We start from the raw sequence: 13,970 nt of genomic DNA, 5'->3' as shown, positions 1-13,970 counted from the left end.
TCCGTGGGTTCGTTCCGGTCGCTCTTCAGGAGGTGAGGCCGCGCAGGGGGTTCAGCCGGGTCTCGCCCAGTTCGGCGCGCAGGTCGGGGTCCGTGACGCCCTGGCCGGGGGCGGAGGCCAGACAGAGGACGCCCACCTTGCCGAGATGCTGGTTCGTCTGCACCGAGCGGGCCGCCTCGCCGATCTCCTCCAGCGGGTAGACCTCGGACAGCGTCGGCATGATCCGGCCCAGCGAGACCAGGCGGTTGCACTCCCACTGTTCCTGGAGGTTGGCCGCGTGGCTGCCGATGATCCGCTTCAGCTTCATCCACAGATAGCGATTGTCGTAGCCGTGCTGGTAGCCGGTGCTTGAGCCGCAGGTGACGACCGTGCCACCGCGCCGGACCACGAAGACCGAGACCCCGAACGTGGCCCGGCCGACGTGCTCGAAGACGATGTGCGGGTCCTCGCCGACCTCGCGGCGGATGATCGAGCCGAGCTTCTTGCCCACCTCGATGACCGCGCGCGGATCGTCCGCCGTGCGGTCGTCCAGGCCGATCTCCCGGCGGTCGATGACGACGTCGCAGCCGAGCCGGCGCGCCGCCGCCGCCTTCTCGGGCGAGCTGACGACGCCGACGGGTATGCCGCCGCCGTTCTTGACGAGCTGCACCGCGTACGCGCCGAGTCCTCCGGCGGCGCCCCAGATCAGGACGACATCACCCTGCTTGATGCGGGCTCCGCGCTCGCCGACCAGCATCCGGTACGCGGTCCCCGCGCACAGCGGGTTGCAGGCCGCCTCTTCCCAGGTGAGGTGGCCGGCCTTGGGGATCAGCTGGCTCGCCCGGACCACCGCGTAGTGGGCCAGGCCGCCGAAGTTGGTCTCGAAGCCCCAGATGCGCTGCTCCGCGCCGAGCATCCCGTCGTGGTGGGTAGCCGGTTCCTGGTCGTCGGGCTGGACGCAGCTCATCACCACGTGGTCGCCGATGCGCCAGCGCCGGACGCCGGACCCGACGCGGACGATCACGCCGGCGCCGTCGGAGCCGATCACGTGGTAGGGCAGATCGTGCCGCTCGGCCCAGCCGCCCTGTGCCGCGAACTGCTTCAGGAAGCGGAACGTCGGGATCGGCTCGAACATCGCCGACCAGACGGTGTTGTAGTTGACGGCGCTGGCCATGACGGCGACCAGCACCTCGTCCGGCGCCAGTTCGGGCATCGGCACCTCGCCGACGCGCAGCGACTTGCGGACGTCCCGGTCGGCCACCCCGTCGAACATCCGGGCGTCCTCGGCCTGGATGTAGGCGCCGGTGTACTCCCGGGGCAGTTCCGCCCGCTCCAACTCCTGCGGCGACGCACCCGCGCGTACCGCTTCGGACAGCAGGGTCATGGTTGGTTCACCTTTTCCGGGAGTCCTGAACCCGAGCGTCGATTTCCTGCGGTGTTCAGACGCGGTAACAGTGGACCTCGTCCGCGGCAATCCAGTCGCTGTCGGCTTCGTACTTGATGAAACCGCATTTCAGGTAGTGGTTCTCGTCGATGATCTCGTACCGCTCCTTGAGCAGGAACCAGTGACCGAATCCCATGCATTCGCCGGTGAACGCGAGGTATCCGTCCTGCCAGCCATCCGTGGTCAGCAGGGTGCGGTTTCCCCAGTCGTCGTAGTAATAGCCGGAGAAAGAGGACTCCCGCTCGACCCACTGGACGACGAAGCGGCCGGTGAGATCATGTTGCGGCACCAACTGGGTCATCTCGTACGCGTGACCGTCGAAGGTCCGCACGGTGTTCCAGTCGGCCGTGCCCTTCGCGGCCGGCTCGGCCGTGAGGTTCGTCCACTCCGCGCGGAAATCCCCGAGCAGAAAATCGAGATCTCGCATCTTTTCCGGAGCCGCCGGCTTGACGAATTCCTGCTCCGCCGATTTCTTTTCTTCCTGCTCAGAAACACTCATTGCGGGGATACACTCCAGTCCTCGGCACGCCGCGAGAATTCTTTCCCGAATGCTAGCCAGCGGGTCACCCCTATCGCCAACCCCTATCGCCGTATTCACCCGCCGTCGACTTCTGGGGTGGCTGAGGGGACGCGGTTAGGGGGGTGAGGTTCGTAGCTTCGCCCTCGAAGGGCGCGGTTTGCCAATCTCTCAGGTGGGGTTCTCGGGTGACGAACGAAGCGCAGCTGGTTGATTACCTCAGGAAGTTGGCAGCCGATCTGCGGCAGGCCCATCGGCGCATCAAGAAACTTGAGGCCGGTGACACCGAGCCGATAGCGATCGTCGGGATGGCCTGCCGGCTGCCCGGCGGCGTCGGCTCGCCCGACGAACTGTGGGATCTCGTCCTGCGGGGCGAGGACGCCGTCACCGGGATGCCGACGGACCGCGGCTGGGCGCTCGACGAGCTCTTCGACGCCGACCCCGACCGGCCGGGCACGGCCTACGCCCGTGAGGGCGGCTTCCTGCGCGGGGCCGCCGAGTTCGACGCGGAGTTCTTCGGGATCTCGCCGCGCGAGGCGCTGGCGATGGACCCGCAGCAGCGGCTGCTGCTGGAGACCGCCTGGGAGGCGCTGGAGAACACCGGGGTGGACCCGCGCTCCCTGGCCGGTTCACGGACCGGCGTCTTCACCGGCCTGATGTACCACGACTACGCGTCAGGACCCGGCGCCCTCCCCGACGAGGTCGAGGGCTATCTGAGCACCGGCATGGCCGGGAGTGTGGCGTCCGGCCGGATCTCCTACTTCCTCGGGCTGGAGGGCCCGGCCGTCACCCTCGACACCGCGTGCTCGTCGTCGCTGGTGGCGCTGCATCTCGCGGTGCAGGCGCTGCGCGACGGGGAGTGCGAGCTGGCGCTCGCGGGCGGCGCGACCGTGATGTCCACGCCCGCCACCTTCGTGGAGAACTCCCGGCAGCGCGGTCTCGCGCCCAACGGCCGGTGCAAGTCGTTCGCGGCAGCCGCCGACGGGGTCGGCTGGGGCGAGGGCTCCGCACTGCTCGTCGTCGAACGGCTCTCGGACGCCCGCCGACTGGGCCATGAGGTGCTGGCGATCGTACGGGGCAGCGCGGTCAACCAGGACGGCGCGTCCAACGGGCTCACCTCCCCCAACGGGCCCTCGCAGGAGCGGGTCATCCAGCAGGCGCTGGCCTCCGCCCGGCTGGGCCTCGCCGACGTCGACGTGGTGGAGGCGCACGGCACCGGCACCAGGCTGGGCGATCCGATCGAGGCGCAGGCGCTGCTGGCCACCTACGGCCGGGAGCGCCCGGCGGGCAGCCCGCTGTGGCTCGGGTCGGTGAAGTCCAACCTCGGCCACACCCAGGCCGCGGCGGGCGCCGCCGGAATCATCAAGATGGTCATGGCGATGCGCCACGAGCAGCTGCCGCGGACACTGCACGTCGACCGGCCGACACCCGAGGTGGACTGGTCAGCGGGCGCGGTCGAGCTGCTGACGGAGACCCGCGCCTGGCCGCGCGCCGAGCGTCCCCGGCGGGCCGGGGTGTCCTCGTTCGGGATCAGCGGCACCAATGTGCACATCATCCTGGAGGAGCCGGCCGCCGCCGATCTGCCGACGGTCACGGCCCCGGAATCCCCGGCGGGCCACGTGGTTCCCGTGCTGCTGTCGGCGGCCACGCCTGCCGCACTGCCGGCGCAGGCCGCCCGGCTGCACGCCCATCTGCTGGAGCGTCCCGAGCTGGCGCCCGGTGAGGTGGCGGCGGCGCTGGCGACCGTCCGTACGGCCTTCGAGCATCGCGCCGTGCTGCTGGCGGAGAACCGCGAGGACCTCCTGGGCTCGCTCGCCGCTCTGGCGCGCGGGGAGCGGCCCGCCGCTCAGCTGGACGGGATCGCCGACGAGGTGCGCTGCGCCTTCCTGTTCACCGGCCAGGGAGCCCAACGGCCCGGCATGGGACGGGAGTTGTACGAGACGTTCCCGGTCTACGCGCAAGCCCTCGACGAGGTCTGCGCCGAGCTGGACGGGCGGCTGGACCGGCCGCTGCTGCCCCTGCTGCTGGCCGACGCCGACAGCGCCGAGGCGCGGCTGCTGGACCGGACGCTGTACACCCAGTCGGCGACGTTCGCGCTCGGGGTGGCGTTGTTCCGGCTGCTTCAGGAGTGGGGGGTACGGCCGCGGCTGCTGTCCGGGCACTCGGTCGGCGAGCTGACCGCCGCCCATGTCTCGGGCATGCTGTCGCTGCCCGACGCCTGCGAACTGGTCGCCGCCCGGGGCCGGTTGATGCAGGAGCTGCCCGAGGGCGGGGCGATGGTCTCGGTGGCGGCGACCGCGGACGAGGTGCTGCCGCTGCTGGCAGGACATGAGTCGGTGGCGGGCCTCGCGGCCGTCAACGGGCCCGGATCCGTGGTGGTGTCGGGCGACGAGGACGTCGTCACCCGGATCGCCGCGCACTTCACCGGGCTGGGGCGCAGGACCCGGCGGCTGCCGGTGAGCCATGCCTTCCACTCCCCGCTGATGGACCCCGTGGTCGAGCCGCTCGGAGAGGTCGCCGGGCGGCTGTCGTTCGAGCCGCCGCGCATCCCGGTCGTGTCCAGTGTGACCGGTACGCCGCTCACGGACGCCGAGTGGGCGGACCCCGCGTACTGGGCCCGGCAGGCGCGCGAGCCGGTCCGCTTCCAGGACGTGGTGCGCGCGCTGGACGCCGACGGCGTCTCCGTTTTCCTCGAACTCGGGGCCGACGCCGCGCTCACGTCGATGACCGAGGAGACCCTCTCGGACCGCGACGTCACCGCCGTGGTCGCCCCGGCGCTGCGCCGGGGGCGCCCGGAGGTCCGCACGCTGACGGCGATGCTCGCGCAGGCGCACACCGCCGGGGTGCGGGTCGACTGGGCGGCGTTCTTCGGCGGCGACCGTCCGGCGCGGCGGGTGCCGCTGCCGACGTACGCCTTCCAGGGCACCCCGTACTGGTTGCGGACCCTGCCCGGGGCCGGGGACATGAGCGCGGCGGGCCTGGTCCCCGCGCAACACCCGCTGCTGGGCGCGATGCTGGCGCAGGCGGCCGGGGGCGGACGGCTGTTCACCGGCCGGCTGGCCACGGACACCCTTCCGTGGCTGGCGGATCACGCGATCGGCGACACGGTCCTGCTACCGGGCACCGCCGTGGCCGAACTGGCGTTGTGGGCGGGCGGACACGTCGGGCTCGACCAGGTCGCGGACCTCACGCTGGAGCTGCCGCTCGCCCTGCCGCACAGCGGCGGTCTGCGCGTCCAGCTCGCCCTGGACGGCCCCGACGACCGCGGCGACCGCGCGTTCGGCCTGTACACCCAGACCGAGACCGAGGACTCCGCGGACGACGTGTGGACCCGGCACGCCGACGGCACCCTCACCGCGGCGGGCCCGGCGCCGCGGGAGGAGCTGACGGCCTGGCCGCCCGCCGGGGCCGAGGAGGTGGACATCGCCGACTGCTACGCGGACTTCGCGGCGGCCGGAGTGCGCTACGGACCGGCGTTCCAGGGGCTGCACGCGGTGTGGCGGCACGGCGAGGAGGTGTACGCCGAGGTCCGGCTGCCCGAGGACGTCGCCCGGGAAGCCGGGGAGTTCGGGCTGCATCCGGCCCTCGCGGACGCCGCGCTGCACGCGTCGGCTTTCGTGCCGGGTGAGTTCGGCCGGGAGCGGCGGGCGCGGCTCCCGTTCGCCTGGCGCGGGGTGTCGCTGCACGCGGCCGGGGCCTCGGTCCTGCGCGTCCGGCTGACCCCGACCGGCCCCGACACCCTCGCGCTGCTCTTCGCCGACGCCGCCGGCCGCCCGGTGGCCACGGTGGAGTCGCTGGCCGTCCGCCCCGCCGGTGCGGTGGCGTCGCCGGACTCCGCCGGGGGCGCGCTGTTCGTGCCGTCCTGGGCAGCGGTCGACGGCGCCGAAACGGCGGGACGCTGGGCCGTGCTGGGCCGGGGCCCGCTGGCCGGCCTGCCCGGGGCCGAGGTCCACACCGACCTGGCGGGGCTCGCGGCGGCGGTGGAGGCGGGGGCGGCGGTTCCGGACTTCGTCGCCGCCACGATCGGAACGGCCGACGGCTCCGTCGACGCCGACGCCGCGCACGAGACCCTCGAACGGGCCCTGGAGCTGTTGCAGGCCTGGCTGGCCGACGAACGGCTCGGCGGCGCGCGGCTGGTCGTGATGACCCGGAACGCCGCGGCCGTGGCCGAGGGGGACGCTCCGGATCCGGTGCAGGCCGCGGTGTGGGGGCTGTTGAGCTCGGCGGTGACCGAGCATCCCGGGCGGGTCGCTCTCATGGACCTCGACGGGACGGCCGCGTCCCTGGCCGCGGTCCGCTCGGCGGCCGGGGCGGACGAGCCGCGGCTGGCGGTACGGGAGGGCCGGGCCATGGCGCCGCGGCTGATCCGGGCCGCCGGTACGCCTCGGCCGGCGCGGGGCATCGATCCGCACGGCACCGCCCTCATCACCGGCGGCACCGGCACCCTCGGCACCCTCCTCGCCCGCCACCTCGTCCACCACCACGGCGTCACCCACCTCCTCCTCACCAGCCGACGCGGACCCGACACCCCCGGCGCCACCGCACTCGCCACAGAACTCACCGAAGCCGGAGCCCACGTCACCATCACCGCCTGCGACACCAGCAACCACCAACAACTCACCACACTCCTCACCACCATCCCCGACACCCACCCCCTCACCACCGTCATCCACACCGCCGGCCTCCTCGACGACGCCACCACCACAAACCTCACCCCCCACCAACTCCACACCGTCCTCCAACCCAAAATCGACACCGCCACCCACCTCCACCACCTCACCCAAACCCACCCCATCACCACCTTCATCCTCTACTCCTCCGCCGCCGGACAACTCGGCACCGCAGGACAAGCCAACTACGCAGCCGCCAACACCTACCTCGACGCCCTCGCCCACCACCGCCACACCCACGGACAACCCGCCACCAGCCTCGCCTGGGGCTTCTGGAACACCCGCAGCACCATGACCGAACACCTCAACGACGACGAGCAGACGATGCGCCGGATGGCCGGGGCCGGGGTGGTGCCGATCTCCGAGGAGCAGGGGCTCGCCCTGTTCGACGCGGCGGTCGCGCTGGACGCGCCGGTCGCCGTGCCGCTGCCGCTTGAGCTGGGGGCGCTGCGTGCCCAGGCCGCGGCGGGCACGCTGCCGCCGCTGCTGCGGGGACTGGTGCGGGCCCCGGTGCGCCGGGCGGCGGACGCGGGGACCGCGGCGTTCGGCGCCGGGCTGCCGGAGGCGGAGCTCGGGCGGCTGCTGCTCGACCTCGTACGGACGCATGCGGCCGGGGCGCTCGGGCATGCGAGCCCCGACGGGCTGGACGCGCGGCGGACCTTCCGGGAGCTGGGCTTCGACTCGCTGGCCGCGATCGAGCTGCGCAACGGGGTGGGTGCGGCGACCGGGCTCAAGCTGCCCGCGACCCTGGTGTTCGACCATCCGACGCCATCGGCGGTGGTGGACTTCCTGCTCGGCGAGCTGACCGGCGGCCGGCGCCGGCCGGCGGGGCCCCGGCCGACGGTGCCGGTCGACGCCGGGGAGCCGATCGCCATCGTGGGCATGGCGTGTCGCTACCCGGGCGGGGTGGCCTCGCCCGAGGAGCTGTGGGAGCTGGTCGCCGCCGGACGGGACGCGATCGACGGCATGCCCGAGGACCGCGGCTGGGACGTGGAACGGCTCTACGACCCCGAGCTGACCCGGCCGGGAACGTCGTATGTCCGCGAGGGCGGGTTCCTGTACGACGCGGCGGAGTTCGACGCGGAGTTCTTCGGGATCTCGCCGCGTGAGGCGCTGGCGATGGATCCGCAGCAGAGGCTGCTGCTGGAGACCTCGTGGGAGGCGCTGGAGCGGGCCGGGCTCGATCCGCGTGCGGTGCGGGGCAGCAGGACCGGGGTGTTCGCCGGGATGATGTACCACGACTACGGCTCGGGTCCTGGCGTGCTGCCCGACGAGGTCGAGGGGTTCATCGGTACCGGGTCGGCGGGCAGTGTCGCCTCCGGCCGGGTGGCGTTCACGCTGGGTCTTGAGGGTCCCGCGGTCACGCTGGACACGGCGTGCTCGTCGTCCTTGGTGGCCCTGCATCTGGCGGCGCAGGCGCTGCGCGGCGGTGAGTGCGATCTGGCGCTGGCCGGGGGTGTCACCGTGATGGCGACGCCCGGGGTGTTCGTGGAGCTGTCCCGGCAGGGCGGGCTGTCGCCCGACGGCCGCTGCCGGTCCTTCGCCGAGGGCGCGGACGGCACCGGCTGGGGCGAGGGCGCCGGAATGCTGCTGGTGGAGCGGCTGTCGGACGCGCGCCGCAACGGGCACCCGGTACTGGCGGTGGTCCGCGGCTCCGCGATCAACCAGGACGGCGCGTCCAACGGGCTGACCGCGCCCAGCGGTCCCGCGCAGCAGCGGGTGATCGAACAGGCCCTGGCGGTGGCCGGGCTGGGCGGCGGCGACGTCGACGCGGTGGAGGCGCACGGCACCGGGACGACACTGGGCGACCCGATCGAGGCGCAGGCGCTGCTCGCCACGTACGGCAGGGAGCGGGCGGACGCCGATCCGCTGTGGCTGGGGTCGGTGAAGTCCAACATGGGGCATACGCAGGCCGCGGCCGGTGTCGCCGGGATCATCAAGATGGTCATGGCGATGCGGCACGGGATCCTGCCAAAGACGCTGCACGTGGACCGGCCGTCCGCACAGGTCGACTGGTCCTCGGGCGCCGTGGAACTGCTCACCGAGGAGCGGGCGTGGCCGGCCGTCGAACGGCCGCGGCGGGCCGGCGTGTCGTCGTTCGGCATCAGCGGCACCAATGCCCACGTCATCCTCGAACAGCCGAGTGCCGGCACGGCTGCCGAGGCCGCCGAGGTTCCCGAGCCTTCCGGGTCCGCGCGGGCGGTCGTCGGCGGGGTCGTGCCGTGGGTGCTCTCGGCGCACGAACCGGCCGCGCTGTACGGGCAGGCCGAGCGGCTCGTCGCCCGGCTGACGGAGGATCCGGAGCTGTCCGCGCTGGACGTCGGCCACACCCTGACGGGCCGGGCCCGCCTCGCGCACCGCGCGGTGGTACTGGGCGCCGACCGGTCCGAACTGCTGGCCGGGGCCGCCGCGTTGGCCCGCCGGGCCGCCGAACCGGACGCGGCGCTGCCCCCCGGCGTCATCGAGAGCGCCCGGGTCGGCGACGGCCGGGTGGTGTTCGTCTTCCCCGGGCAGGGCGCGCAGTGGGCGGGGATGGCGGCGGAGCTGCTCGCCTCCGAACCGGCGTTCCGGGCCCGGCTGGCGGAGTGCGAGCAGGCGCTGAGCCCGTACGTCGACTGGTCGTTGTCCGCGGTGCTGCGGCAGGAACCGGGCACGCCGCCGTGGGACCGGGTGGACGTGGTGCAGCCCGCGCTGTGGGCGGTGATGGTGTCACTCGCGGCGCTGTGGCAGGCGTACGGCGTGCGGCCGGACGCCGTGCTCGGGCACTCGCAGGGCGAGATCGCCGCCGCCTGTGTCTGCGGGGCGCTGGATCTCGGCGACGGCGCCCGTGTGGTGGCGCTGCGCGCCCGGGCGATCGGCGAGACGCTGGCCGGGCGCGGCGGGATGGTGTCGGTGGCGCTGCCGGCCGGTGCGGCCAGGGAGCTGATCGCCGGTTGGCCGGGGCGGATCTCGGTGGCCTCGGTCAACGGGCCGGCCAGCACGGTGGTGGCCGGTGAGCCGGCCGCCCTGGACGAGTTGCTCGCCCGCTGCGCCGACGACGGGGTGCGGGCCCGCCGGATTCCGGTGGACTACGCCTCGCACACCGCCCAGGTCGCGGAGATCGAGGAGACGCTCGCGGGCGAACTGGGTGGGATCGCGCCGCGGTCGTCGGCGATCCCGTTCTACTCCACCCTCACGGGCGCCCCGCTGGACACCGCGAAGCTGGACGGCGGCTACTGGTACCAGAACCTGCGCCACCCCGTGGAGTTCGAGGCGGCGACGCGGGCCGCGCTCGACCAGGGCTTCTCGGTGTTCGCGGAGATCAGCCCGCATCCGGTGCTGGTGCCGTCGGTGCAGGACAGCATCGACGCCGCGGACCGGGCCGGGGCGGCGGTGGGTTCGCTGCGCCGGGACGACGGCGGCCCCCGGCGCTTTCTGACCTCGGTGGCCGAACTCGGTGTGCTGGGCGTCGAGGCGGACTGGCCGGCGGTCTTCGCCGGGACCGGCGCCCGCCGGGTCGAGCTGCCCACCTATGCCTTCCAGCGGCGCCGGTACTGGCTGGAGTCCCGGCCGGGCGCCGGTGATCTGACCTCGACCGGGCTTCGGACCGCGGACCATCCGCTGCTGGGCGCGGCCGTGGCGCTGGCGGGCGGCGAGGGCGTGCTGCTCACCGGACGGCTGTCCGGGCGCACCCAGCCCTGGCTGCTCGACCACGCCGTCTCCGGCCAGGTGCTGCTGCCGGGCACCGCGTTCGTCGACCTGGCGATCCGGGCGGGCGATCTGCTGGACCGTCCGCATCTGGAGGAACTGACCCTTCAGGCACCGCTGTTGCTGGGCGCCGGCGCCCAGGGCGAGGCCACGGTGCAGGTCCGGGCCACCCCGGAGGGCGACTCGGGCCGCTGCACGGTCACCGTGCACTCGCGGACCGGCGAGGACGACGACTGGACGCTGCACGCGACCGGCACGCTGAGCGCGGACGCGCCCGCGGAGCCCGCCCCCGAGACGGCCTGGCCGCCGGCCGGGGCCGAGCCCGTCGAGGCGGACGGCGTCTACGAGCAACTGGCCGCGGGCGGCTACCACTACGGCCCCGCCTTCCAGGGCCTGCACGCGGTGTGGCGGCGGGGCGACGAGCTGTTCGCCGAGATCCGGCTGCCCGAGTCCGAGCGCGAGGAGGCCGCCCGCTACGGCGTCCATCCGGCCCTGCTGGACGCGGCGCTGCACGCCATGGCCTTCGCCGGCGACCAGGACGGCGGCGTACGGCTGCCGTTCTCCTGGACCGGCGTCCAGCTGTACGCGACCGGCGCGACGACGGCCCGGGTCCGTCTCACCTCCTCGGGCGACCAGCTCGCCCTGCTGCTCAGCGACGACACCGGGCGGCCCGTCGTCTCGGTGGGGTCGCTGGTGACCAGGGCCGCCGTGCTCGACCGGCCCACGGGCGGCGCGCTGGAGGAGGCGCTGCTCCATCTCGACTGGACGGAGCTGCCCGTACCGGCCGCCCGGCCCTACGCCCTCGTCGGCGACGACCTGTTCGGGCTGGCCGGGGCGGCGCTCCGGGCGACGGCCGGATTCGAGGAGCTGCTCGAAGATCTGTCGGAGGGGCCGGCCGCGGCCGGTCAGGTCCCGGACACGGTGGTCCGCTGCCTGGCCCCCGGGGTGTCGGGCGACCCCGCGGCTGATGCGCACGCGGCGGCCGAGACCACGCTTGGCATCGTCCGCGCGTGGCTGGCCGAGGAGCGGTTCGCCTCCTCACGGCTGGTCCTCGTCACCTCGGGAGCGGTCGCCGCGGGCGACGCCGAGGACGTCACCGACCTGGGCAACTCGGCGAGCTGGGGGCTGGTGACCTCGGCGCGGACCGAGAACCCTGACCGGTTCGCGCTCGTCGACCTGGACGGGCGGGCGGAGTCCCGGGAGGTGTTCGCGGGCGCGCTGGCGTGCGCGGAGCCCCGGGTGGCGATCCGCCGCGGCACGGTCACCGCGCCCCGGCTGGCCCGCGCCCGCTCGCATCCGGCGCTGCTGCCGCCGCCCGGCGGGGTGCCGTGGCGGCTGGAGAGCACCGGCCGCGGCACCATCGAGAACATGGCCCTGGTGCCCTGCCCCGAGGTCCTGGACCCGCTCGGGCCCGGTCAGGTCCGGCTCGCCGTGCACGCGGTCGGGCTGAACTTCCGGGACGTCATCGTCGCCCTCGGCATGGTCGAGGGGCAGAACGGCATCGGCGGCGACGTGGCGGGAACGGTGCTGGAGACCGGCCCCGGGGTGACCAACGTGGCGGCCGGCGACCGGGTGCTGGGGCTGTGCTCCGACTCCTTCGGGCCCGTCGCGGTGTGCGACCACCGGTTCCTGACCCCGATGCCGGACGGCTGGTCCTACGAGCAGGCGGCGACCGTCCCCATCACCCATCTCACCGCCTACTACGGCATGGTGGACCTGGCGGGCGTACAGCCGGGCGAATCGGTGCTGGTGCACGCGGCGGCGGGCGGCGTCGGGGTGGCGGCCGTGCAGCTGGCCCGTCAGCTGGGCGCCGAGGTCTATGGCACCGCGAGCACCGGCAAGTGGCAGACGCTGCGGGATTACGGGCTGGACGACGCGCATATCGCCGACTCCCGGACCCTGGAGTTCGAGCAACGCTTCCTGGAGACCAGCAGCGGCTGCGGGATGGACGTCGTCCTGGACTGTCTGGCCGGTGAGTTCGTGGACGCGGGGCTGCGTCTGCTGCCGCGCGGCGGCCGGTTCCTGGAGATGGGCAAGACCGACAAGCGTGATCCGGCGCAGGTCGCCGAGGCGCATCGGGGCGTGACCTACCAGGCGTACGACCTGATGGAGGCGGGTCCCGACCGGATCCAGCAGATGCTGGTCGCGGTGATGTCGCTGTACCGCGACGGGAAGCTGACGCTGCCGCCGATCACCACGTACGACCTGCGCCGGGCGCGGGAGGCGATGCGGGACCTGAGCCAGGCGAAGCTGGTCGGCAAGGCGGTCCTCACCGTGCCGCGGGGGATCGATCCGCACGGCACCGCCCTCATCACCGGCGGCACCGGCACTCTCGGCACCCTCCTCGCCCGCCACCTCGTCCACCACCACGGCGTCACCCACCTCCTCCTCACCAGCCGACGCGGACCCGACACCCCCGGCGCCACCGCACTCGCCACAGAACTCACCGAAGCCGGAGCCCACGTCACCATCACCGCCTGCGACACCAGCAACCACCAACAACTCACCACACTCCTCACCACCATCCCCGACACCCACCCCCTCACCACCGTCATCCACACCGCCGGCCTCCTCGACGACGCCACCACCACAAACCTCACCCCCCACCAACTCCACACCGTCCTCCAACCCAAAATCGACACCGCCACCCACCTCCACCACCTCACCCAAACCCACCCCATCACCACCTTCATCCTCTACTCCTCCGCCGCCGGACAACTCGGCACCGCAGGACAAGCCAACTACGCAGCCGCCAACACCTACCTCGACGCCCTCGCCCACCACCGCCACACCCACGGACAACCCGCCACCAGCCTCGCCTGGGGCTTCTGGAACACCCGCAGCACCATGACCGAACACCTCAACGACGACGAGGTGCAGCGGATGGAGCGGGCCGGGATGCGGGCGCTGGACGACGCGGAGGGGCTCGCGCTGTTCGATCTGGCCTGCGGGGCGGACGTGCCGTTGCAGGTGATCACGCGGCTGACCTCGTCGGCGCTGCGGGCGGGCGCGGACGAGGTGCCGCATCTCTTCCGGGGCCTGGTGCAGGGCGCCTCGCGGCGGGTGGTGCGGTCCGGCGGCGACGGCTCCGAGCTGCGGACCCGGCTGGCCGGGCTGCCGACCGTCGAGCAGCATCGCAGGCTGCTGGAGCTGGTGCGCTCCAACACCGCGGTGGTGCTGGGGCACGCCTCGACGGCCTCGGTCGCGGCGGAGCAGTCCTTCAGCGAGCTCGGCTTCGACTCGCTGACCGCGGTGGAGTTCCGCAACCGGCTCGCCGCCGCGACCGGGCTGCGGCTGCCCGCCACGCTCGTCTTCGAGCATCCGACTCCGGCCGCGCTCGCCGGGGAGCTGCTCACCGAGCTGGCCCCCGCCGGGCTGTCCGGCGTCGAGGCCGCGCTGGCGGAGGTGGACTCCCTGGAGGCGGCCCTCGGGGCGATCGACGCGGCCGACGGCGACCGCGACCGGGTGGTGCGCCGGCTGCGCGGGCTGCTGTCGAAGTGGAGCGCGCAGGACCCCGAACCGGCCGCCGCGGACGAACGCGACGATCTCGCCGACCTCGACGCGGCGACCACCGACGACCTCTTCGACGCGATCGACCAGGGCTTCGGGCTCTGACCGCTTCTCCGGAATCCTCCGAGAACCGCTTCTCCAAGAACACCTCACCAAGGAGCTG

3 protein-coding genes are annotated in these 13,970 nt (G+C 73.5%); 1 reads left to right on the top strand and 2 read right to left on the bottom strand.

All coding sequences use genetic code 11. From position 1 onward, the window contains the following. Nucleotides 1-25: 25 nt before the first annotated feature. Together ccrA and AB0M67_RS29420 are read right to left on the bottom strand one after the other, a co-directional pair. The gene (gene ccrA / locus AB0M67_RS29425) at nucleotides 26-1,363 is read right to left on the bottom strand and encodes a crotonyl-CoA carboxylase/reductase (RefSeq protein ID WP_365750332.1); all 1,338 of its coding nucleotides are present in this window, start codon (nucleotides 1,361-1,363) and stop codon (nucleotides 26-28) included. Nucleotides 1,364-1,418: 55 nt separating this feature from the next. Beyond that, on the bottom strand, nucleotides 1,419-1,922 hold the full coding sequence (locus AB0M67_RS29420) for a hypothetical protein (protein WP_365750331.1): 504 nt from the start codon (nucleotides 1,920-1,922) through the stop codon (nucleotides 1,419-1,421). Nucleotides 1,923-2,128: 206 nt separating this feature from the next. Between AB0M67_RS29420 and AB0M67_RS29415 the strand changes: the two genes are divergently transcribed. Continuing rightward, complete coding sequence (locus AB0M67_RS29415) at nucleotides 2,129-13,912, top strand: SDR family NAD(P)-dependent oxidoreductase (RefSeq protein ID WP_365750329.1); 11,784 nt, start codon at nucleotides 2,129-2,131, stop codon at nucleotides 13,910-13,912. Nucleotides 13,913-13,970 lie beyond the last annotated feature (58 nt).

This window comes from Streptomyces sp. NPDC051662 (genome assembly GCF_040681655.1).
In the GTDB taxonomy this organism is placed as follows: domain Bacteria; phylum Actinomycetota; class Actinomycetes; order Streptomycetales; family Streptomycetaceae; genus Streptomyces.
This window is presented reverse-complemented; position numbering and strand designations above follow the sequence as displayed.

Bases quoted from the DNA above. Each gene is read 5' to 3' on its own strand.
- ccrA (WP_365750332.1), bottom strand. From the start codon at position 1,363: ATGACCCTGCTGTCCGAAGCGGTACGCGCGGGTGCGTCGCCGCAGGAG.
- AB0M67_RS29420 (WP_365750331.1), bottom strand. From the start codon at position 1,922: ATGAGTGTTTCTGAGCAGGAAGAAAAGAAATCGGCGGAGCAGGAATTC.